Annotated in this window: 22 protein-coding genes, 1 tRNA gene and 1 pseudogene; 19 read left to right on the top strand and 5 right to left on the bottom strand. The window is 58.0% G+C overall.

The features are described from left to right. The first annotated feature begins 61 nt into the window (after positions 1 to 61). From ACG2K1_RS09465 to ACG2K1_RS09445, 5 genes are all read left to right on the top strand, one after another. Positions 62 to 1048 carry a hypothetical protein gene (locus ACG2K1_RS09465; protein WP_395428683.1) on the top strand — a complete coding sequence of 329 codons (987 nt, stop codon included), beginning with the start codon at positions 62 to 64 and terminating at the stop codon, positions 1046 to 1048. A gap of 18 nt (positions 1049 to 1066) precedes the next feature. Continuing rightward, positions 1067 to 3430 (top strand): phenylalanine--tRNA ligase subunit beta, encoded by a 2364-nt coding sequence (gene pheT, locus ACG2K1_RS09460; protein WP_395428684.1) that lies wholly within the window; start codon positions 1067 to 1069, stop codon positions 3428 to 3430. Positions 3431 to 3503: 73 nt separating this feature from the next. Continuing rightward, positions 3504 to 3812 (top strand): integration host factor subunit alpha, encoded by a 309-nt coding sequence (locus ACG2K1_RS09455; protein ID WP_009427159.1) that lies wholly within the window; start codon positions 3504 to 3506, stop codon positions 3810 to 3812. Beyond that, positions 3790 to 4125 (top strand): hypothetical protein, encoded by a 336-nt coding sequence (locus ACG2K1_RS09450; protein WP_009427160.1) that lies wholly within the window; start codon positions 3790 to 3792, stop codon positions 4123 to 4125. The genes ACG2K1_RS09455 and ACG2K1_RS09450 overlap by 23 nt, the downstream gene beginning before the upstream one ends. A 28-nt stretch (positions 4126 to 4153) precedes the next feature. Further along, positions 4154 to 4230: transfer RNA gene (locus ACG2K1_RS09445), tRNA-Pro, on the top strand. Between the two features lie 176 nt (positions 4231 to 4406). Here ACG2K1_RS09445 and ACG2K1_RS09440 read toward each other — a convergent pair. After that, positions 4407 to 6032 (bottom strand): sigma 54-interacting transcriptional regulator, encoded by a 1626-nt coding sequence (locus ACG2K1_RS09440; protein ID WP_395428785.1) that lies wholly within the window; start codon positions 6030 to 6032, stop codon positions 4407 to 4409. A gap of 232 nt (positions 6033 to 6264) precedes the next feature. Between ACG2K1_RS09440 and ACG2K1_RS09435 the strand changes: the two genes are divergently transcribed. From ACG2K1_RS09435 to ACG2K1_RS09410, 6 genes are all read left to right on the top strand, one after another. Then, positions 6265 to 6798, top strand: a complete 534-nt coding sequence (locus tag ACG2K1_RS09435; RefSeq protein WP_395428685.1) for a hypothetical protein — start codon at positions 6265 to 6267, stop codon at positions 6796 to 6798. Further along, complete coding sequence (locus ACG2K1_RS09430; RefSeq protein WP_009424845.1) at positions 6743 to 7108, top strand: factor H binding protein domain-containing protein; 366 nt, start codon at positions 6743 to 6745, stop codon at positions 7106 to 7108. The genes ACG2K1_RS09435 and ACG2K1_RS09430 overlap by 56 nt, the downstream gene beginning before the upstream one ends. 152 nt (positions 7109 to 7260) lie before the next feature. Beyond that, the gene (locus ACG2K1_RS09425) at positions 7261 to 7920 is read left to right on the top strand and encodes an amino acid ABC transporter permease (RefSeq protein WP_009424844.1); all 660 of its coding nucleotides are present in this window, start codon (positions 7261 to 7263) and stop codon (positions 7918 to 7920) included. Beyond that, positions 7910 to 8578 carry an amino acid ABC transporter permease gene (locus tag ACG2K1_RS09420; RefSeq protein WP_009424843.1) on the top strand — a complete coding sequence of 223 codons (669 nt, stop codon included), beginning with the start codon at positions 7910 to 7912 and terminating at the stop codon, positions 8576 to 8578. Before ACG2K1_RS09425 ends, ACG2K1_RS09420 begins: the two co-directional genes overlap by 11 nt. Before the next feature lies 1 nt (position 8579). Beyond that, positions 8580 to 9311: an amino acid ABC transporter ATP-binding protein gene (locus ACG2K1_RS09415; RefSeq protein WP_395428686.1), complete on the top strand. Its 732-nt coding sequence runs from the start codon at positions 8580 to 8582 to the stop codon at positions 9309 to 9311. 158 nt (positions 9312 to 9469) lie between these two features. Then, a complete protein-coding gene (locus ACG2K1_RS09410) occupies positions 9470 to 10336 on the top strand; it encodes a cysteine ABC transporter substrate-binding protein (RefSeq protein ID WP_395428687.1) in 867 nt (288 codons plus the stop codon). 610 nt (positions 10337 to 10946) lie between these two features. Here ACG2K1_RS09410 and hpf read toward each other — a convergent pair. Genes hpf through lptB form a run of 3 tightly spaced genes read right to left on the bottom strand, consistent with a single transcriptional unit; the run spans position 10947 to position 13475 of the window. Beyond that, a complete protein-coding gene (hpf, locus tag ACG2K1_RS09405) occupies positions 10947 to 11309 on the bottom strand; it encodes a ribosome hibernation-promoting factor, HPF/YfiA family (RefSeq protein WP_009426256.1) in 363 nt (120 codons plus the stop codon). Positions 11310 to 11367: 58 nt separating this feature from the next. Continuing rightward, complete coding sequence (gene rpoN, locus ACG2K1_RS09400; protein WP_009426255.1) at positions 11368 to 12720, bottom strand: RNA polymerase factor sigma-54; 1353 nt, start codon at positions 12718 to 12720, stop codon at positions 11368 to 11370. Between the two features lie 20 nt (positions 12721 to 12740). Beyond that, a complete protein-coding gene (lptB, locus tag ACG2K1_RS09395; protein WP_009426254.1) occupies positions 12741 to 13475 on the bottom strand; it encodes an LPS export ABC transporter ATP-binding protein in 735 nt (244 codons plus the stop codon). A 141-nt stretch (positions 13476 to 13616) separates the two neighbouring features. Here lptB and purD point away from each other — a divergent pair, with 141 nt between their 5' ends. From purD to cysS, 7 genes are all read left to right on the top strand, one after another. Continuing rightward, positions 13617 to 14900 (top strand): phosphoribosylamine--glycine ligase, encoded by a 1284-nt coding sequence (purD, locus tag ACG2K1_RS09390; RefSeq protein WP_395428689.1) that lies wholly within the window; start codon positions 13617 to 13619, stop codon positions 14898 to 14900. Between the two features lie 137 nt (positions 14901 to 15037). Continuing rightward, the gene (pyk, locus tag ACG2K1_RS09385) at positions 15038 to 16492 is read left to right on the top strand and encodes a pyruvate kinase (protein ID WP_009426250.1); all 1455 of its coding nucleotides are present in this window, start codon (positions 15038 to 15040) and stop codon (positions 16490 to 16492) included. A 144-nt stretch (positions 16493 to 16636) separates the two neighbouring features. After that, a complete protein-coding gene (gene obgE, locus ACG2K1_RS09380; RefSeq protein WP_395428690.1) occupies positions 16637 to 17785 on the top strand; it encodes a GTPase ObgE in 1149 nt (382 codons plus the stop codon). 40 nt (positions 17786 to 17825) lie between these two features. Next, the gene (locus tag ACG2K1_RS09375) at positions 17826 to 18041 is read left to right on the top strand and encodes a hypothetical protein (protein ID WP_395428691.1); all 216 of its coding nucleotides are present in this window, start codon (positions 17826 to 17828) and stop codon (positions 18039 to 18041) included. Then, complete coding sequence (locus tag ACG2K1_RS09370) at positions 18022 to 18276, top strand: hypothetical protein (protein WP_395428692.1); 255 nt, start codon at positions 18022 to 18024, stop codon at positions 18274 to 18276. The genes ACG2K1_RS09375 and ACG2K1_RS09370 overlap by 20 nt, the downstream gene beginning before the upstream one ends. A gap of 5 nt (positions 18277 to 18281) precedes the next feature. Then, on the top strand, positions 18282 to 18641 hold the full coding sequence (locus ACG2K1_RS09365) for a hypothetical protein (RefSeq protein ID WP_395428693.1): 360 nt from the start codon (positions 18282 to 18284) through the stop codon (positions 18639 to 18641). 26 nt (positions 18642 to 18667) lie between these two features. Further along, entirely contained in the window at positions 18668 to 20089 is a 1422-nt protein-coding gene (cysS, locus tag ACG2K1_RS09360; protein ID WP_395428694.1) for a cysteine--tRNA ligase, read from the top strand. A 155-nt stretch (positions 20090 to 20244) separates the two neighbouring features. Here cysS and ACG2K1_RS09355 read toward each other — a convergent pair. Next, positions 20245 to 21133, bottom strand: a pseudogene (locus ACG2K1_RS09355) (SDR family NAD(P)-dependent oxidoreductase). Positions 21134 to 21413: 280 nt separating this feature from the next. On the opposite strand from ACG2K1_RS09355, the gene ACG2K1_RS09350 reads away from it, so the two are divergent. After that, positions 21414 to 21962: a YbhB/YbcL family Raf kinase inhibitor-like protein gene (locus ACG2K1_RS09350; protein ID WP_395428786.1), complete on the top strand. Its 549-nt coding sequence runs from the start codon at positions 21414 to 21416 to the stop codon at positions 21960 to 21962. Positions 21963 to 22037: the final 75 nt, after the last annotated feature.

The following is a 22037-nucleotide window of genomic DNA, read 5'->3' as shown; positions in this document are numbered from 1 at the left end:
TGCGCACATTTTATTTTTTACCCGAGATTTTGCCAAGTAATTTTTGAAATTGGGTCTCTTAATGAAATGCATAGAAAATATCGTATTGCAGCCTGAAGCCGAATGTGAATGGGATGATTTGGAAGAAACCGAAGGTTTTTACCGTCCGCTTTATGCGTTGCTTTATACCGGATTGCCAAATCACGGAAGATTGATGTCTCTGGATTGGGATGATTTCAAAGAAAGGGCAGAAGGTTTATACAACGCATTATCCCCCGAAGTACAAAGGAGGCTGAGAAAATCTGTTGGCACTGCTCCTGCAGACTACAGAAAGAATCCCCATCAAAAATTGGCTTGGATGTTTGCAAACCGATTTCCTGCTTTTGGTGCGGTGCTGAAACACGTCCATTTGAATGCGGATATTCTGCTGAAAACAGTAGCTCTTCTAATGGAAGAAGATGTTGGTGCAGAAAACTTTATCCGCTTTAAAACCAAAATTGACGCATTAAACCGACTGGCTTGGACAAGAACTCAGACGGATTCCGAATCTCAAAGCGGCGTTTCCAATCTGGGTACAATTTCTGAAACCTTATTGGAAAGGGCATTGGCAGATTTGATTGACGGCAGCCGTTTTTTCAAAACCAGTAATCAGGAAATCCAGTCTTACGGAGATTTTGTCCTGATGTGTCTGCCCAACAATTTGTGGTTGTCGGTAAAGTCGAACTATGCGCGGGAGAGACTGCTTGCATCCGGCTATACGACAGATATTCTCGGTGTCGGTTTCTTTACTGATTACAGAGAATTTACCAGCAAGGCAAAAATCCGCAATTTTCAAAGGGTCGGATTTTTGGCTATGTATCTGCCGGATGTTCCGATTTCCCGAGATCAGCAGGAAGCAGAAATAAGTACTTATGAAGAAGTCAGAGAATTTTATCAGCGGCAGAATCATGAAATGCCAAAGAATATCAACGGTACAGATTTTCTGAGACCTTTGTCAGGTCTCTATAACGATTTGGCAGCATTGCTTGAAGAAGAAAATATCCAAAACAGGACAACCATCAAATTTTAAATCCGAAAGAGTAAAACCATGCAATTATCCTACTCCTGGCTGAAAACCCAAGCCAATCCCAATCTTGCTGCCGATGAGCTTTCGCATTTGCTGACCATGTCCGGTCTGGAAGTGGAAGAAAGCGAAGCTGCCGCGCCTGCGTTTGGCGGTGTGGTGGTGGCGGAAGTGAAATCCGTTGAAAAACATCCGGATGCCGACCGTTTGAACGTAACCCAAGTCGATGCGGGTACGGGCGAGCTGATTCAGATTGTCTGCGGTGCGCCGAATGTGCGGCCGGGCATTAAGGTGCCCTGTTCGCTGCCGGGTGCGGTGTTGCCGGGCAATTTCAAAATCAAGCCGACGAAGATGCGCGGGGTGGAATCGAACGGAATGTTGTGTTCTGCCAAAGAGTTGGGTTTTCCCGATGACGGCGTGGACGGCCTGCATATTTTGCCCGATGATGCGCCCGTCGGTGCAAACATCCGTGATTATCTGGATTTGGACGACACGCTGTTTACGCTGAAAATCACGCCCAACCGCGCTGATTGCTTAAGCATCAAGGGCATCGCCCGCGAAGTGGCGGCGCTTACCGGCTGTGAATTTGCGCCGACTGTGATTCAGACGGCCTCTGTCAGCAGCGGCAAAACCCAGCCCGTGCGCATTGATGCACCGGCCGACTGCGGCCGCTTTATCAGCCGTGTGATTGAAAATGTCAACGCGCAGGCCGCCACGCCCGCGTGGATGCGCCAGCGGCTCGAGCGCAGCGGCATCCGCAGCATTTCGGCGCTGGTGGACATCGGCAACTATGTGATGCTGGAAATCGGCCAGCCGATGCACGTGTTTGATGCCGACAAAATTTCAGGCAGCATCATCGTGCGCCGCGCCGAAAATGGCGAAGTGTTGGCATGTTTGAACGAAAAAACCGTAACGCTGGCCGACAACACGCTGGTGATTGCCGATGAAAAAGGCGCGTTGAGCATCGCGGGCATGATGGGCGGCGCAGCCAGCGCGGTTTCAGACGGCACGCGCAATATCGTGCTGGAAGCGGCGTGGTTTGCGCCCGCTGTGATTGCGGGCAAATCGCGCCAATACGGCTTTGGTTCGGATTCTTCGTTCCGCTTCGAGCGCGGCGTGGACTACCGTTTGCAGGCCGATGCCATCGAGCGCGCCACCGAATTGGTATTGCAAATCTGCGGCGGTCGGGCAGGCGAAATGGTCGAAGCGCTGGGCGAATTGCCGTCTGAAAAACGCGTATCCGTGCGCTTGAGCCGCGTGGCCAAAGTATTGGGCGTGGACATCGCCGCCGAGCAGGTCGAAACCATCTTGCGTACGCTCGGATTGCAGCCTGAAAAAACCGCTGACGGCTTTCAGACGGCCTCTCCGAGCTTCCGCTTCGACATCGAAATCGAAGCCGATTTAATCGAAGAAATCGGCCGCGTGTACGGCTACGAAAACATCCCCGACGACTACACACAGGGTCGTCTGAAAATGCTGCCGCTGCCCGAAACCCGCCGCCCGCGCTTTGCCGTGTACAACGAAATGGCCGCACGCGGCTACCGCGAAGTGGTCAGCTACGCCTTTGTCGATGAAGCGTGGGAAACCGATTTTGCCGCCAACGCCAACCCAATCCGCCTGCAAAACCCGCTGGCGGCGCAATACGCCGTGATGCGCTCGACGCTGGTGGGCGGCCTGGTCGAAATCCTGCAAAACAACTTAAACCGCAAGCAAAACCGCGTGCGTGTGTTTGAAATCGCCCGCGTGTTTGCCAAAAACGCCGACGGCAGTTTCGCGCAAAACGAACGCATCGGCGGCCTGTGGTACGGCGCCGCCATGCCCGAGCAATGGGGCGAAAAAACGCGCAACGCCGATTTTTACGACATCAAAGCCGATGTCGAAAACCTGTTGAAAAACAGCAAAATCGAGTTTGCCAAAACCGCCCATCCCGCGCTGCACCCCGGCCGCGCCGCCGAAATCGTTTCAGACGGCCGCGTGATTGGTTTTGTCGGCGAACTGCACCCCAAATGGCTGCAAAAATACGACCTGCCGCAAGCGCCGCTGGTGTTTGAAATCGATATGGACGCGGTCTTGCAGCGCGACAAAACCCGTTATCAGCCGGTATCCAAATTCCAAGCCGTGCGCCGCGATTTGGCCTTTGTGCTGCCGGAAAACGTGTCCTACACCGAACTCGAAAGTAGCCTGAAAACCGTTTCCAGTCCGCTGGTCAAAGAAATCGCCCTGTTCGACCTCTACCGCGGCGCCGGCCTGCCCGAAGGCAGCAAAAGCATGGCGGTAAAAGTGCTACTGCAGGATATGGAAAACACGCTCACCGACGAAGCCGTCGAACCCGTGATGGCCAAGCTGGTGGATGCGGCGGCGGCTGTGGGGGCACAATTGCGTGCTTAATCTATTGAATATGTTTTGAAATCTGAGCGGAAATTGGTAAAATCCGCGTCCGTTACAATAAAAAGGTAAGCAAATGACACTGACTAAAGCCGAATTGGCCGATATTTTGGTCGATAAAGTAAGCAACGTAAGCAAAAACGACGCAAAAGAAATCGTCGAACTTTTTTTTGAAGAGATCCGCAGCACTTTGGAACGCGGCGAGGAAATCAAGATTTCGGGTTTTGGCAACTTCCAGCTGCGCGACAAACCCCAGCGTCCCGGCCGCAATCCGAAAACCGGCGAGGAAGTACCCATCAGCGCCCGCCGCGTTGTGACTTTTCATGCCAGCCAAAAATTGAAAGGCATGGTGGAGCATTATTATGACAAGCAGCGCCAACGTTGATTTGCCCCCGATTCCGGCGAAACGCTATTTCAGTTTGACCGAATTGTGCGAGCTGGCACAGATCAGTCCGAAGCAGTTCGCACAATGGCAGCAGGAACACGGCATTGTGGTGGGCTACGGTGCGGATCACTATACCCGTGCGGATGTGGTGAAAGCCAGAAAGCTGCGGGACACTTTCGCGCCGTTTGTCGACGTGTTCAACCATAACGGGTTGGATGCGGACGGTCGGCCTGCCGCTACGGCGGAGGAAATCAAAACGGGCTTGACTGCTTTGTCGGATAAAATCGAAAAAGCGCTTGCCGGAAACGGTTAAGCTCTATATAATGCGCAGCTTTCCAAGTCGGAGTGTGGCGCAGTCTGGTAGCGCACTTGCATGGGGTGCAAGGGGTCGAAGGTTCGAATCCTTTCACTCCGACCAAAAAATTAAAAAACAGCCGTTTCAAGCGGCTGTTTTTTGTTTCTGTATTTTGCGGGATTTCGTACTTTTCTCTTTTATGTATCCAACCGTTGCTGGTTGGTTGTGTCAAAAAGTCCGGCGGATGTCTGCGTATGTTTTCCGTATCGGGTTGCGTGCAGACCGTCCGCCGTTTTTTTTCAGACGGCCTTCTTCTTTTCCCGTTCTTGTTTCAGTTTTTCCAGCCGGTAGTAAAGCTGGCGGGTAGACAAACCCAGCATTTGCGCGGCTTGTGTTTTGTTGCCGCGGCAGTAGGCCAGCGTTTGCTCGATTTTTTCCGGCGAATGGGAGTCGGCTTGCAGATATGGGCGCGCCTGGTTGCCCTGAATGGCGAAACCGGCTGTTTTGGCTTTGGCAGCGGGTTTGGGGGCAGGATTGTGGGCAGGTCTGGCCGACAGCCGGTTTAAGAGCTGCCAAACCTGATGTTCGTCTGCCACGTTGCCTTCGTTTGCTTTTACCAGCTCGGTAAGAAAGCGTTCGAGTTCGTATACGTTGCCCGGCCAGGAATAATGCTGCAGCTGTTCGACCGCTTCGGCTGTGAGGTTGACGTTTTTTCCCGTATCGCGGTTGATGCGGTGCATGAAGTAGGCGGTGAGTTCGGGAATGTCGCCGGGACGTTCGCGCAGGGCGGGCAGACGGATGGGGACGACGTAGAGACGGTAGTAAAGGTCGGCGTCGAAGCGGCCTTTTTCCACTTCCGCGGCCAAATCGTGTTCGGTGGCGGTGATGATGCGCACGTTGATGTTGCGTGCTTTGCCGCCGTTGATGCGCCGCACGGCGTTTTCCTGCAAAACGTGCAGCAGGCGGATTTGCTGGTCGGATGAGAGGGCGGCGATTTCGTCGAGGAAGAGGGTGCCGCCGTCGGCCTGTTCGATCAGCCCCGGGGTTTCGCCTTCGCCGAAGATTTCCTGGCCGAGTTCTTCCTGTTCTGTGTTTGTGCAGTGTACTTTGATAAAAGGTTGGCCGACGCGGCGGCTGGCGGTGTGCAGGGTGCGGGCGAACATTTCTTTGCCGGTGCCGTTTTCGCCCAGAAGCAGGACGTTGGCGTTGCTGTGGGCGACGCGTTCGAGTTCGCTGACGGCGTTGAGCAGCGGGGCGGACGAGCCGACGATGCCGTAGCGGCGGCTGTGCGATTGCAGAGTTTGCCGCAGTTTTTGGTTTTGTGTTTTCAGCAGCTGCCGCCGTGCTTCGCTGTGTTCGTGGATATAGAGCAGCTGGCCGACGAGGGTGGCGAGAATGTTGAGCAGGGAAATGTCGTCGTGCAGCGGGCGCGGGCTGTAGCGGGCGCGCAGGCAGGCGAGGACGCCGAAGGTGCGGTTGTGTGCGGTAACCGGCAGGGCGATGAACATGGTTTGCTCGGCGGGGATGTCGTCATGCAGGACGGTGCGGCCGAGAAACAGCGGATCGCTGCGCACGTTGTCGGCAACAATCATGTGGGCGTGTTTTAAAACCGTTCCGGTAATGCCTTCTCCGGGCGCGTAAACGCCGCGCGCGGTTTGTTCGGGCGACATGCCGTAGGCGTAGCGTATGGAGGCGTTTTCGTCGTTAAGGTGTTGCAGGACGATGCGTCCCTGGTTGAGGCCGAACAATTCGCTCATCAGTTGCAGCATGATGTGCAGGGCGGTGTCGTGTGCGCCGTCGTCTTTTCCCAGGTTGCGCATAACCTGTTGCAGCAGCAGCATTTCCTGGGCGCGCCAGTCGCTGCGCTCGTTTTGGTGTTTCGATGTCATGAAGGGATGGGGTTGGTGTAAATGTTTGGCGGGCATTGTAAACAAAACTCAGGCCGTCTGAAAGGCGGCGCGGCGGTTTCAGACGGCCTCTTGGGGCAGCACAGTCAGGCTGGCGGGTAATAGGCTCTATGGTTCATATCGGATAATTTTAATGTGTTATCAGCCTGTTATTGTTTAAGTTGATTTGGCGGATAGCCGCTGTCAATATTTTATTGTTATCGGTGTTATAATATAGCTGTTTTTAACGGTGTATGATAACGATAATGCCATGGAACAACACAAACAGCGCCATATTCTCGGCATTCTTGCCGTCTCTGCGGCATTGGCCGGTTGCAGCAGCGCGGGGGAAGCTTTGGGCGATAGCCTGACCGATCCGCTCAAACCGAAGGCAAACGGCAATTATAAGGAGCTGACTATCGAGTCGTCGCAGTCGAACAAACTGCTGCCGGACAGCCAATCCTCCATTACGATTACCGATGATGAAAAACAAGGTGCCGACTGCACAAAAACCTACCGTGCGGGCGACAAATTCGATATCGGTTTCAAAAAACAGGACTTGATTACCGAGCTGACTTACGAGCGCAAAACGGGCGACGGCAGCACCGACGGCGGCAAACTTCTGCTCTACAAACAAGATTATTCCGCCATTGTCGGACTGGTTCCGGCTCACGCGAAAGATGCCGCCGGAACAGACCGCCCCGACGTGGTCAATAAATTGGAGATTGCCAGCGTTCAGGGCAAATATCGTGACGATCAGGGTAACGTTTTTCGACATCCCGACAACCGGCACGGCCAACTATAAAGGCAGCGCGTTTGCCGAAGCGGGCTACTGCAAGAAAGACTACGGCAAACTCGATTACACCGTCGATTTTGCCAGCAAAACAGGGCAGGGCAGCATCACCGGCCTGCCGGGCAAACAGGACATCACGCTTAAACAGGCGCAGTTGCGCGCTCGCCCCGACAACACCAGTGGCTTTGACGGCAATGCCAAATCAAAAGATTTCGGCGACGGCAGTTACTCGCTCAGCCTTTACAGCCCGAAAGCCGCCGAAATCGTAGGCAAAGCGAGTTTCCGCAATGGCGACATCGGCATAGCCGGTAAGAAACAATAAGCGCGCCGCGTAAAGAGGCCGTCTGAAAACCCGTAACAGGGTTTTCAGACGGCCTTTCCATATGTTTTTTCCCGTCTGCCTTATTCCGTGCCGCTATTTGGCAAGGGGCGGGACGGGCGATACAATGCTGCCTTTTTCCCGTCTGCCGCGCCATGAACTGGTCTTACCTGATAAACGCCGTACCGAAATTCGCCGAAGCCGCCAAGCTCACGCTGGCGCTGTCGGCTTGGGGCATCGCCCTGTCGCTGCTGTTCGGGCTGGCGGTGGCGGTGGTAACGGCCTACAAAATCAAACCGTTTGCCGCGCCCGCCCGCGCCTATATCGAGCTGTCGCGCAACACGCCCCTGCTGATCCAGCTTTTCTTCCTTTATTACGGCCTGCCCAAAGTCGGCATCAAATGGGACGGCTTCACCTGCGGCGTTATTGCCCTCACTTTTCTCGGCGCAAGCTATATGGCCGAAGCGATACGCGCGGGCATACTCGCCGTTCCCGCCGGACAAATCGAAGCGGGCAAAGCCATCGGCCTGAGCCGTCGGCAGATTTTCCGCTACGTCGAGCTGCCGCAGGCGTGGGCGGTGGCCGTGCCCGCCGTTGGTGCAAACATTTTGTTTTTAATCAAGGAAACCTCGGTAATCAGCGCGGTGGGCATTGCCGAGCTGCTGTTTGTGACCAAAGACATCATCGGCATGGACTACAAAACCAACGAAGCCCTGTTCCTGCTGTTTGCCAGCTACCTGATTATCCTGCTGCCGGTGTCGCTGCTGGCGCGTTGGGCGGAAAACCGCGTGCGGAGTGCGAAATATGGCGTTTGACTGGCTTTTTGAAGGACAAAACCTCGCTCGCCTCGGCAAGGGACTGCTGCTGACGGCGCAAATCTCGCTGCTTTCCGTCGCCTTCTCCTGCGTGTTCGGCACCCTGTTCGGCCTGCTTTTGCGCGCCGACAACCGCGCCATCCGCTTTTTCAGCCGCTTTTATCTGGAAACTGTCCGCATCGTGCCGATACTCGTGTGGCTGTTCGGCTTCTATTTCGGCCTCCCCACCTGGACGGGCATCCACATCGACGGCCTGTGGGTCTGCGTATGGGTATTCACCCTGTGGGGTGTGGCAGAAATGGGCGACCTCGTGCGCGGCGCGCTCGGCTCCATCGAAAAACACCAAGTCGAATCCGCCCTTGCCCTCGGCCTGAACCGCTGGCAGGTCTTCCGTTACATCGAGCTGCCGCAAAGCATCCGCCGCGTCCTGCCTGGCGCCATCAACCTCTTCACCCGCATGGTGAAAACCAGCTCGCTGGCCGCCCTGATCGGCGTCATCGAAGTGGTGAAAGTCGGCCAGCAGATTATCGAAAACTCGCTGCTCACCGCACCCAACGCCTCGTTTTGGGTGTACGGACTGATTTTTATACTGTATTTCCTCTGCTGCTGGCCGCTGTCGCTGCTGGCCGCGCGTCTGGAAAACCAATGGGAACACTGAAATGGCACTACTGAGCGTGCGCAAGCTGCACAAAGAATACGGCAGCGTCACCGCCCTGCACTCGCTGGATCTCGACCTGCAAAAAGGCGAAGTCATCGTCCTGCTCGGCCCCTCGGGCTGCGGCAAATCCACCCTCCTGCGCTGCATCAACGGCCTCGAAGAACACCAGGGCGGCGACATCGTCATGGACGGCGTCGGCACATTCGGCAAAGACGTCTCCTGGCAAACCGCGCGGCAGAAAGTCGGCATGGTCTTCCAAAGCTACGAACTCTTCGCCCACATGACCGTCATCGACAACATCCTGCTCGGCCCCCTGCAAGTGCAAAAACGCAGCCGCGCCGAAGCCGAAGCGCAGGCCGACAAACTCCTCGAGCGCGTCGGCCTGCTCGACCGCAAAAACGCCTACCCGCGCGAACTCTCCGGCGGGCAGAAACAGCGCATCGCCATCGTCCGCGCCCTCTGCCTCAACCCCGAAGTCATCCTGCTCGACGAAATCACCGCCGCCCTCGACCCCGAAATGGTGCGCGAAGTGCTCGAAGTCGTGCTCGAACTCGCCCGCGAAGGCATGAGCATGCTCATCGTCACCCACGAAATGGGCTTCGCCCGCAAAGTCGCCGACCGCATCGTCTTCATGGACAAAGGCACCATCGTCGAAGAAAACAGCCCCGAAAACTTCTTCGCCGCCCCCAAAAGCGAACGCGCCAAACAGTTCCTTGCCGGCATGGACTACTGACCGCGCCCGCTGCGGCAGAGGCCGTCTGAAAAGACGGAAAACCGTCTGACTTTGTTGGAACCGCGCTTTCAGACGGCCTCAAACACAGTTGCCGCCATACCGTTTTTCAGACGGCCTCAAACCGTCCCCTCAACCACCCGCAACCGAAAGGAAAACACATGCAGCTCAACAGCAAATTCAAAGCCCTGCTCGCAGGCGCAACCCTCGCCCTCGGCCTGGCCGCCTGCGGCGGCAGCGGCGACACCGCCCAAAGCGCAGGCGGCGCGAATGCCGCCCCCGCCGCCGACACCGTGGCCGCCATCAAAGAAAAAGGCGTCATCCGCATCGGCGTGTTCGGCGACAAACCCCCCTTCGGCTACGTGGACAGCCAGGGCAAAAACCAGGGCTTCGACGTCGAAATCGCCAAAGAAATGGCCAAAGACCTGCTCGGCAGCCCCGACAAAGTGGAATTCGTCCTCACCGAAGCGGCCAACCGCGTCGAATACGCCCGCTCCGGCAAAGTCGACCTCGTTCTGGCCAACTTCACCCAAACCCCCGAACGCGCCGAAGCCGTCGATTTCGCCGCCCCCTACATGAAAGTCGCCCTCGGCGTCGTTTCCCCCGACAAAAAACCGGTTACCGACATCGCCCAGCTCAAAGACCAAACCCTGCTGGTCAACAAAGGCACCACCGCTGACGCGTTTTTCAGCAAAAACCACCCCGAAGTGAAACTGCTCAAATTCGACCAGAACACCGAAACCTTCGACGCACTCAAAGACGGACGCGGCGTCGCCCTCGCGCACGACAACGCGCTTTTGTGGGCATGGGCGAAAGAAAACCCGGGTTATGAAGTGGCCATCGGCAACATCGGCCCGGCCGAAGTCATCGCCCCCGCCGTGAAAAAAGGCGACAAAGCCCTGCTCGACTGGGTGAACGCCGAAATCGTCGCCATGAAAAAAGACGGCCGCCTCAAAGCCGCCTACGAAAAAACCCTCAAACCCGTCTACGGCGACAAAGTGAAAGCCGAAGACCTGCTGGCCGAATAAGCCTGCCCGCAGAGCACAAAACCAAAGAGGCTGTCTGAAAAACCTGCGAAGCAGGTTTTTCAGACAGCCTCAACGTTTCAGACAGCCTCAACGTTTCAGACAGCCTCAACGTTTCAGACAGCCTCAACGTTTCAGACAGCCTCAACGTTTCAGACAGCCTCAACGTTTCAGACAGCCTCAACGTTTCAGACAGCCTCAACGTTTCAGACAGCCTCAACGTTTCAGACAGCCTCAACGTTTCAGACAGCCTCAACGTTTCAGACAGCCTCAACGTTTCAGACAGCCTTAACGTTTCAGACAGCCTCAACGTTTCAGACAGCCTCAACGTTTCAGACGGCCTCAACGTTTCAGACGGCCTCAACGTTTCAGACGGCCTCAACGATTCAGACGGCTTCTGTCTGTCCGCACGTTTTCCGCAATCCCCTAAACGCGTGCGTCGCCTGCGGGTGGTACACCCTACCGCAACTGCCGCATTCAGACGGCCTTTTGCTTTGAATTGTTCCGTTATCCGAATCCGTCGGCAGCTTTACCGGTTTGCAAAAGGATAGGGTGGCGGGCAGGCAAAAGGCCGTCTGAAACTGTGTTCAGACGGCCTTCTTTATGCTGCGGCTCAGGCTTGTGCCGCGCTGTCGGCTTCGTCGTCGTTGCCCGCTTCGGTTTCGGCTGCGGGCTTGGGTGCGCCGCGCACGTTTTGGCTTTTCTCTTTGTGTTTGATGAGGGCTCTGTCGAGTTTGTCCATCATCGAGTCGATGGCGGCATACATGTTTTCCTGTCCGGCGGTTTCGACGTGCAGGGTTTTGCCCGACAGGTGGGCGTCGGCTTCGGCTTTGTTGTCGAGTTTGTCCACGGAAAGGGTGACGGCGACGGAAATCAGGTTGCCGGCGTGGCGGGCGATGCGGTCGAGTTTGAGCGCGACGTGTTGTTTGACGGCTTCCGTTACATCGAAATTCAAACCGGTGATTTTCAAGTTCATAGTTCTACTCCTTCGGTGGGGTTGAGGCCGTCTGAAAAGTTCAGGCGGCACGGAAAAACTATATCTTGCGCTGGTGTGCCGGTGCGATGCCCAGGTTTTCGCGGTATTTGGCGACGGTGCGGCGGGCGATGTCTATGCCTTGCAGTTTGAGCAGTTTGGACAGGGCTTCGTCGGAGTGGGGATGGGTTTTGTCTTCTTTTTCTATCAGTTGCGCCAGCACGGCTTTGACCGCGCTCTGGCTGGTGCCTTCCTGTCCGTCTTCGGCGTTGACCGCCTGTGTGAAAAAGTAGCGTAACGCAAACAGGCCGCGCGGGCAAGCGAGATATTTGTTGCCGGCAGCGCGGGAGACGGTGCTTTCGGCCACGCCCAAGTCGGCGGCGGCGTCTTTGAGCAGCATGGGGGTGAGGCCGATTTCGCCGAAGACGAAGAAGTCTTCCTGCCGTGCGACGATGTATTCGGCCAGGCGCACGACGGTGCTTTTGCGCAATTCGAGGCTGTCGATTTTCTGCCGCGCTTCCTGGATTTTTTCGCGCCACACTTCGTCTATGCCTTCGTCTTTGAGGGCGTCGGCCAGTTCGGTGTTGAGGGCGAGGCGCGGCCAGGCGGCTTCGTTGCCGACCACTTCCCAGCCGTTTTCGCCTTCGCGCACGAAGACGTCGGGCTGGATGAAGGCGGTGGGTTCGGCGGCGGCGAAGCCGTAGGCGGGATAGGGGTTGAGGCTGCCGATGAGGTCGAGGGCGGATTCGATGATGTCGCTTGTGTAGTCGGGCAGGGCTTTTTTGAATTTTTCGACGTTGCGGCGGCTGCTGCGGTTGAGTTCGTCGAGAAAGCGGCTGACGATTTGTCCGGCGCACTGGCGCGAGGGGCTGGCGGGCAGGCGTTGCAGTTGGAGCATGAGGGATTCGCGCAAATCGGCGGCGCCGACGCCGGGGGGATCGAAGTTTTGCAGGTGGTCGATGGCGGTTTGGATGTCGTCTTCGTCGAGCATCCATTCGAGGGGGGTGTGTTCGACGATTTCTTCGGGCGTGTCGGTGAGGTAGCCCTGGTCGTCGAGAAAGTCGATAACGATGTGGACGCGGGCGGCTTCTTCGTCGGTGAGCGGGTGTTCGCAGACTTGGCCGTGCAGGTAGTGGTTGAAGTCTTCTTCTTCGGCGATGGTCGCCCACACGTCTTCGGCTTCGTCGCCGCCGATTTGGTTGCGGGAGGAGACGGCGGCGGAGAGGTGCGGCGGTTCGAGGCGGCCGTCGTCGGACGGGTCGCGCCGCTCCAAGAGGGGATTGTCTTGCAGCCAGTCGTCCACTTCGCGTTCGAGTTCGAGTCCGGACATCTGCAAAACGCGCAGCGACTGTTGCAGCCCCTGGTTGAGCTGCTGCGTCTGTTTGAGTTTGAGATGGAAGGATTGTCCGCCCATAATGTTTTGTTTTCGTTGTTTTAGTAATGGAAGTTTTCGCCGAGGTAGACGGCGCGCACCTGTTCGTTTTCCACCAACTCTTCCGGCCGGCCGGTGGCCAGCACTGTGCCATCGCTGATGATGAAGGCCCGGTCGCAGATACGCAGGGTTTCGCGCACGTTGTGGTCGGTAATCAGCACGCCGATGCCGCGCTGTTTGAGAAATTCGATGATTTTCTGAATGTCGATTACAGCAATCGGGTCGACGCCGGCAAAGGGTTCGTCCAGCAGGATGAAGCGCGGCTGCATGGCCAGCACGCGGGCGATTTCGACGCGCCGCCGCTCGCCGCCGGAGAGGGCGGGGGCGGGGCTGTGGCGCAGGCGTTCGATGTTGAGGTCGGACAGGAGGCGTTCCAGTTCGGCGTCGATGCGGTTTTTGTCTTTGAGGCTGATTTCGAGGATGGCGCGGATGTTTTGTTCCACGGTCATTTTGCGGAAAATCGACGCTTCCTGCGGCAGATAGCCCACGCCCATGCGCGCGCGCTCGTGTATCGGCAGATGGCGCAGCTCGCGCCCGTCGAGCGTGATGCTGCCCGCGTCGGCGGCAATCAGGCCGACGATCATGTAGAAACTGGTGGTTTTGCCCGCGCCGTTGGGGCCGAGCAGGCCGACGACTTCGCCACTTTCGATGTCGAGCGAGAAATCTTTGACGACTTGGCGTTTTTTGAAGGTTTTTTGCAGGTTGCGGGCAACCAGGCGGCTGTTTTCTGCTGACATATATTGACGGGTGTTTTTTATGATGTTTCTTTATTGTACTGTGTTTTCAGGCCGTCTGAAAACCTGCGGCGGCTTTTCAGACGGCCTCTGCGGATTGGTCTATAATCTCGGTTTTTCCCCGTTTTCCAAGGATATTCCGTCATGAAACTGCTCGTTATCGGCGGCGGCGGCCGCGAACACGCGCTGGCGTGGAAGCTGGCGCAGTCGCCCGATGTAGAAACCGTTTTCGTCGCTCCCGGCAACGCGGGTACGGCCGTCGAACCCAAGCTGCGCAACCTGCCGCTCACCGCCCATGCCGGCCTGATCGCCTTTTGCCGCGCCGAAAAAATCGCCTTCACTGTTGTCGGGCCGGAAGCACCGCTGGCTGCGGGCATAGTCGACGATTTCCGCGCCGCCGGCCTGCCCGTGTTCGGCCCCACCCGCGCCGCCGCGCAGCTCGAAAGCTCGAAAGACTTCGCCAAAGCCTTTATGCAGCGCCACGGCATTCCCACCGCGCAGTACCAAACCTTTGCCGACGCCGAAGCGGCGCACGCCTATATCCGCGAAAAAGGCGCGCCCATCGTGATTAAGGCCGACGGTTTGGCGGCGGGCAAGGGCGTGATTGTCGCCATGAACGAAGACGAAGCGCACGCCGCCGTGGACGATATGCTGCTGGACAACAAAATGGGCGACGCGGGTGCACGTGTCGTGATTGAAGACTTTTTGCACGGCGAAGAAGCCAGCTTTATCGTGATGGCCGACGGCGACAATGTGCTGCCGATGGCCACCAGCCAAGACCACAAACGCCTGCTCGACGGCGACATGGGTCCGAACACCGGCGGCATGGGCGCGTACAGCCCCGCGCCCGTGGTCACGGACGAAGTGCACCGCCGCGTGATGGACGAAATCATTCTGCCCGCCGTGCGCGGCATGAAGGAAGACGGCATTCCGTTTACCGGTTTTCTATACGCAGGGCTGATGATCGACGAAACCGGTGCGCCGTACACTATCGAATTCAACTGCCGCTTCGGCGACCCCGAAACCCAGCCGGTGATGAGCCGCCTCGACAGTGACTTTGCCGCTCTCGTGCAGGCGGGCATTGAAGGCCGTCTGAACGAAGTGTCGGCCGAATGGAAGCCGCAAACCGCCGTCGGCGTCGTCCTTGCCGCTGCGGGCTATCCCGACAATCCGCGCAAACGCGACATCATCGAGGGTATAGACGAAGCGAACGAAACCGGCAAAGTCTTCCACGCGGGCACGGCCTTTGCCGAAGGCGGGCGCACGGCCACCAACGGCGGCCGCGTCCTCTGCGTCGTCGGCCTCGGTGACAGCGTGGAAGAAGCGCAGCAAACCGCCTACCGCGCCGTAGAAAAAATCCGCTTCGAGGGCATGCAGTACCGCAAAGACATTGCCGATAAGGCCGTCAAACGCGGTTCGGCCGCATAAACGCCGCCGTATCAAAAGGCCGTCTGAAACCCGCCCCGAACCTCCGCGCCGTTTTTTCAGACGGCCTCCTTCCCCTATTTTCCGCGCCGCAGGCCGTCTGAAAGCCGTGCGGCGCCGTTTTCCCCGCAAGGAACACCATGCACATCCGCGATCTCTCCCGCATCCGCCACAACACCAAAATCATCGCCACCCTCGGCCCCGCCAGCAGCAGCGTCGAGCTGCTGCGCGACATGATTACCGCAGGCGGCCTGAACGTCGTCCGCCTCAATTTCAGCCACGGCACGCCCGAAAGCCACCGCGCTGCCGCCGAAACCGTGCGCGAAGCCGCGCGGCAGGCCGGACAGGAAGTCGCCCTGATGGCCGATTTGCAGGGGCCGAAAATCCGCATCGGCAAAATCGCGGGCGGCGGCCTCGACGTGCGCACGGGCGATATGCTGGTGTTCGACGCCGCCTACGAAGGCGAAGGCGGCCGCGAACGCATCGGCCTCGACTACCGCGAACTGCCCGACGACGTGCAGCCGGGCGACGTCCTCCTGCTCGACGACGGCCTGCTCGCGCTGACCGTGGATTCCGTGTCCGGCAGCGAAATCCGCGCCGTCGCCGAAAACGCCCGTTTCCTCAAAAGCGGCAAAGGCATCAACAAACGCGGCGGCGGCCTCAGCGCCGGTTCGTTCACCGAAAAAGACTTCCGCGACCTCAACACCGCCCTCGACATCGGCTGCGACTATCTGGCCGTCAGCTTCGTCAAAAACGCCGAAGACATGAAAATCGCCCGCGACCTTGCCACCGCAGGCGGGAAGGGCGGCCTGCCCCCGGGGCTGGTTGCCAAAATCGAGCGCATCGAAGCCGTGCGCAACCTCGACAGCATCATCGAAGCTTCAGACGGCATCATGGTGGCGCGCGGCGATTTGGCCGTGGAAGTGGGCAACGCCGCCGTGCCCGCCCTGCAAAAACGCATGATCCGCCGCGCCCGCGAGCTGCGCCGTTTCAGCATCACCGCCACGCAGATGATGGAATCGATGATTACCAACCCCGTGCCCACCCGCGCCGAAGTCAGCGACGTGGCCAACGCCGTGCTCGACGGCACGGACGCGGTGATGTGTTCCGCCGAAACCGCCACCGGCGCCTATCCCTTTGAAACCGTGCGCCAAATGGCCGCCATCTGCGCCGCCGCCGAAAAAGAGCAGGACTCCCTCATCGGCACGGTAGACGATTTCGACGACAGCCGCCGCACCGACCATGCCATAGCGGGCGGCGCGGTGCACGTTGCCCGCGAAGTGGATGCCAAAGCCATCGTCGCCCTTACCGAAAGCGGCACAACCGCCTTCCAAATCAGCCGCTACGGCATCCAAATCCCCATCTACGCCCTCACGCCCCACCCCGCCGCCCAGCGCCGCATGGCCATGTACCGCGGCGTGCGCCCCCTGCATCTGCAAACCAGCCTCCACCGCGACACCGCGCTCGAACAGGTCGAAGCCGAACTCGTCAAACTCGGCATCCTCAAAAGCGGCGAGCGCTACATCATCACCAGCGGCACCAAAATGCGCGAATCGGGCAGCACCGACACCCTGCAAATCATGTGCGCCAAATAAAGCGGGCAGAGCAGGGAGTCGGCCGTCTGAAAAAGTTTCGGCTTTCAGACGGCCTATCCCTTATAATGCCGCCCGTTTGCATACGCTTTTCAGACGGCCTCCCATCTTCATAAAGGCCGTCTGAAAACCATAGGAATCCGACACATGAAATTCATCGACGAAGCCAAAATCGAAGTGGCCGCAGGACGCGGCGGCAACGGCGCAACCAGTTTCCGCCGCGAAAAATTCGTACCGCGCGGCGGCCCAGACGGCGGCGACGGCGGACGCGGCGGCAGCGTGTACGCCGAAGCCGACGAAAACACCAATACCCTCGTCGAATACCGCTTCGTCAAACGCTACCAGGCCAAAAACGGTGAAAAAGGCCACGGCTCCGACCGCTACGGCGCAGGCGCAGACGACATCGTGCTCAAAATGCCCGTCGGCACCCTTATCCGCGACCTCGATACCGACGAAATCGTCGCCGACCTCACCCACCACGGTCAGCGCGTCTGCCTCGCGCGTGGCGGCAAAGGCGGCCTCGGCAACATCCACTTCAAATCCTCCGTCAACCGCGCCCCCAAACAATCCACCCCCGGCGAAGAAGGCGAAGCCCGCTCGCTGATGCTCGAACTCAAAGTCTTGGCCGATGTCGGCCTGCTCGGTATGCCCAACGCCGGCAAATCCACCCTGATTACCGCCGTTTCCGCCGCCCGCCCCAAAATCGCCGACTACCCCTTTACCACGCTGCACCCCAACCTCGGCGTGGTGCGCATCGACGAAAACCACAGCTTCGTGATGGCCGACATCCCCGGCCTGATTGAAGGCGCGGCTGAAGGCGCAGGCTTGGGACACCGCTTCCTCAAACACCTCTCGCGCACCGGCCTTTTGCTGCACGTGGTCGACCTCGCCCCCTTTGACGAAGCAACCGACCCCGCCGCCGAAGCCCTCGCCATCGTTCACGAGCTGAAAAAATACGACGAAGAACTGTTCGACAAACCGCGCTGGCTGGTGCTCAACAAACTCGATATGCTGAGCGAAGAAGAAGCCCAAGAACGCGCCGCCGCCTTTCTCGAGGCCATCGGCTGGGACTATCCCGAACCCGACGACCGCTTCGGCTTCGACATGACCACCCCGCGCCTCTTCAAAATCAGCGCCTTAACCCACCAAGGCACGCAAAACCTGGTACACCAAATCGGCCAATACCTCACCGAGAAAAAACGCCTCGCCGCCGAGGCCGAAGCCGCCGAAAAAGCCCAAGCCGACACCGCCGCCGCGCAGCCGCAGACGGATACTTCGGTGTTGAAGGCGGAGTGAATAACGGCAAAGGCCGTCTGAAAGGTTTTCAGACGGCCTTATGCCCGACAGCCACGCAAGGACAAACATGATTACGCCCGAACAAATCCAAGCCCTCAAGCGCAAACAATACACCCTGCAAAGCCTCTACCGCGCATGGATGGCCGAAAAGCGCAAATACACATCGGTGTATGTCGGCGATGAGTACGGCAATATTGTGGAATTACAGCCGGACGGTACGGAAAAGATAGTCGGATATGCAAAACACCCGTCCTAAGGCAGTGTTTTACTGCGGCACCAACGGCGCGGAAAAATCAACGCTGCGCCGTCTGAATCAGGACGACGTGTCCGTCGTGATCGATTCAGACCGAATTGCTGCCGAACTGAATCCCGCCAATCCGCGTGCGGCCGATATGGAGGCAGGTAAAAAGGCGCTGCGTCTGTTCCGTCAGGCTATCGAAAGCCGCACCTCTTTTCACTGGAATCCACTTTGGCCGGCGTTTCGTCGCTAAAAAGGATGCAGACCGCCAAAGCGGCCGGGTTCCATATCATTTTGAACTATATCGGCCTGTCTTCTCCCGAACTGAACGTCTGCCGCGTAGAAGAACGCGTCCGCAACGGCGGCCACCGGATCGATCCCGGTTTGATCCGCAAACGATTTAGCGAAAGCCTGCGCAATCTGCAAACCGCTGTCGGATATGCCGACGAATGTTTTATCTTTGATAACACATGGTTTGAGCCGGTGTTGCAACTGTGGATTAGCGGCACGCACTATTTGAAACGCGAAAGGCCGTCTGAATGGATACGGCCGATAGAACAAGCCATATTGGCGAGAAAATTGATATTTGAAGATTTTCTGCCTGCCGACGGACATTAGATTTTCCATCATCCAACATAAAACCCATGCTAAACCTCTATAATACCCTTACCCGCCAAAAAGAAGCCTTTTCCCCCATCGATCCTGCCAACGTGCGCATGTACGTTTGCGGCATGACGGTTTACGACTACTGCCATCTCGGCCATGCCCGCGTGATGGTGGTGTTTGACATGATTGCGCGCTGGCTGCGCGAGTGCGGCTATCCGCTCACTTATGTGCGCAACATCACCGACATCGACGACAAAATCATCGCCCGCGCGGCGGAAAACGGCGAAACCATCGGCGATTTGACCGCCCGCTTTATCGCGGCGATGCACGAAGATGCCGACGCGCTGGGCGTGTTGCGCCCCGACCTCGAACCGAAGGCCACCGAAAACATCGCCGAGATGATTGCGATGATTGAAAACCTGATTGCACGCGACAAAGCCTATCCGGCGGCCAACGGCGACGTGTATTACGCCGTGCGCGAATTTGCCGCCTACGGCCAGCTTTCGGGCAAATCGCTCGATGATCTGCGCGCGGGCGAACGCGTGGAAGTGGACGGTTTCAAACGCGACCCGCTCGATTTTGTGCTGTGGAAAGCCGCCAAAGCGGGCGAACCGGCGTGGGAAAGCCCGTGGGGGCAAGGCCGTCCGGGCTGGCACATCGAATGCTCGGCCATGAGCGACAAACTGTTTGGCGATACATTTGACATTCACGGCGGCGGCGCGGATTTGCAGTTTCCCCACCATGAAAACGAAATCGCCCAAAGCGTCGGCGCAAGCGGGCATGCCTGCGGCCACGACCATGCGGTAACGCACCACGGCAAACCCGTTGCCAGCCATGTGAAATACTGGCTGCACAACGGCTTTATCCGCGTGGACGGCGAAAAAATGTCCAAATCGCTGGGCAACTTCTTCACCATCCGCGACGTATTGAAACAATACGACCCCGAAGTAGTGCGCTTTTTCATCCTGCGCGCCCACTACCGCAGCCCGCTGAACTATTCCGACGCACATCTTGACGATGCCAAAGGCGCACTCACCCGCCTTTACACCGCGCTCAAACACACGCCGCCGGCCGAATTTGCCTTAAGCGAAAACGCCAACGACTACACGCGCCGCTTCTACGCCGCGATGAACGACGACTTCGGTACAGTCGAAGCCGTGGCCGTGTTGTTTGAACTGGCGGGCGAAGTGAACAAAACCCAATCGGCCGAACTGGCGGGCTGCCTGAAAGCCTTGGGCGGCATCATCGGCCTCTTGCAGCGCGACCCGACCGAGTTTTTACAGGGCGGTGCGGTTGCAGACGGCCTCTCCAACGAAGAAGTCGAAGCCCTCATCGCCCAACGCAAGCAGGCGCGCGCGGATAAAAACTGGGCGGAATCCGACCGCATCCGCGACCTCCTGACCGCGCAAAACATCATCCTCGAAGACGGCGCAGGCGGCACAAGCTGGCGGCGCGGTTAAGCCCGCTAATGAACAAAAAGGCCGTCTGATTAAGGTTTCAGACGGCCTTTTTCTTGAACGGATATGCGGGGCAGGGCGCTTGTGCCTGCATCGGCGGCAGAGGCCGTCTGAAAAGCCCATGCCTTTCAGACGGCCTTTCCCGTTTTCAGACGGCCTCAACCCTCATACTTCGTACTGTGCGACAACTCGTCCCACGCCGCCATTTCCGCTGCCACTTTGCCCATTTTGCGCTCCATCGCCGCGAAGCTGTCGGCGCCCAGATAGATGCGTTTGGGCGGGTTGTCGGCGGCGGCAAGGGCGATGAGCGGGCGGGCGGTTTTGACTGGGTCGCCGCTTTGGTTTTGGTTCAGGCGGCGGTAGTTTTCTTCGTATTGGCGCACGCTGGCATAGTCGGCAATCGGCTGTTCGGGGAAACGCGCCGAGCCGCCGAGAAAAGAAGTCCGCAGCCCGCCCGGACAGACGGCGGTGGCGCGCACGTTGAAATCGCGCCCTTCGTCGTCCACCGCTTCGGTGAGCATGATGACGGCGGCTTTGCTGGCGCTGTAAATCGCCTGCCCGGGGTCGGTAACGCTACCCGAAATGGATGAAATATTGAGAAAACGCCCGCTCTTTTGCGCGCGGTAAACGGGCATCACGGCGCGGATGACGGTCATCATGCCGAAGACGTTGATGTCGAAATTGGCGCGGATTTCGGCGTCGGAAAGCTCTTCAATCGCGCCGACAAGGATGTAGCCGGCGTTGTTCACGGTTACGTCTATGCCCGAAGCGTTCGGTGATGGCAGCGATGCCGCGTTTGATGTTGGCTTCGTCGGTGAGCACCATGGTGAGCGCGAGCAGGTTTTCGCTGCCGCCGATGGCTTCGGTGAGCTTACCAACATTGCGTGTGGTGGCGGCGACGCGGTGTCCTGCGGCAAGCAGGGCTTTGACGAGCGAGAGTCCGAGACCGCCGGATGCGCCGGTTACGAGCCAGACTTGGGATGGGTTTTGGGGATTCCTTTCGGGGTTGGGGTTGAAAAGGGTTTCAGGCTGCCTTTGGGTTTTCAGACGGCATCAGGGCAGCCTGAAACGCCGTGTAGGGTGGGCATTCATGCCCGACGTTTTTTGCTGTGTTTCCTATTTCTGTCGGGCATAAATGCACCGACCTACGGCGGTTGTTTTTAAAGGCAGCCTGAAAAACGGCAGACGGGTTTGGACTTCGCAACAGCCGCAAACTTGTTTTCAGGCTGCCCAAATCCGCACAATATTTGCACGTTTCGGCATCATGCGGCGTGCGGCTCATCCCTATAATCTGCGTTTTCAACCCTATCCCAATAAGGAAAACATGATGAAAACATGGCTCTATACCGCTGCGCTGACGGGTTTTACCGCGCTTTCTGCCACAGCTGGGGCAGAAGGAAAATTTGCTGTGCAAGTGGGCGGCTTGCAAAACGGACACTTCGCCGAACGCCATTTGTTAAGCGCATCCTACGGCTTCGGCTGCACGGGCGGCAACATCGCGCCGACGATTTCATGGAAAAACGCCCCCAAAGGCACGAAAAGTTTTGTGCTGACGATGTACGACAAAGACGCGCCCACCGGCTTGGGCTGGATGCATTGGGTGGTCGCCAATATTCCCGCCAACGTCTCTGCGCTGCCTGAAAACCAACCTTTGCCGCAAGGCGCGCTGCAAACGCGCACCGATGGCGGCACAGCGGGCTTTATGGGCGCGTGTCCGCCCAAAGGGCAAAACCACCGCTATGAAATCACCGTTACCGCCGTGGATGTGGCCACGCTGCCCAATATCACCGCCGAAGCCACGCCCGCGCTGGTGGGCTTTTTCGCCAACGCACACGCGCTGGGCAAAGCCAAAGTTACCGTGCGCCAAGCGCGATAGCAGTTTGATGAAGCAGCAAAAAGGACGCAGTAAGATGCGTCCTTTGGAATTTGAGGCAGCCTGAAAACGAGCGAA

This window comes from Neisseria sp. 23W00296, assembly GCF_044772855.1.
In the GTDB taxonomy this organism is placed as follows: domain Bacteria; phylum Pseudomonadota; class Gammaproteobacteria; order Burkholderiales; family Neisseriaceae; genus Neisseria.
The sequence above is the reverse complement of the archived record's forward strand: the minus strand, read 5'-3'. Positions and strand labels throughout refer to the sequence as shown.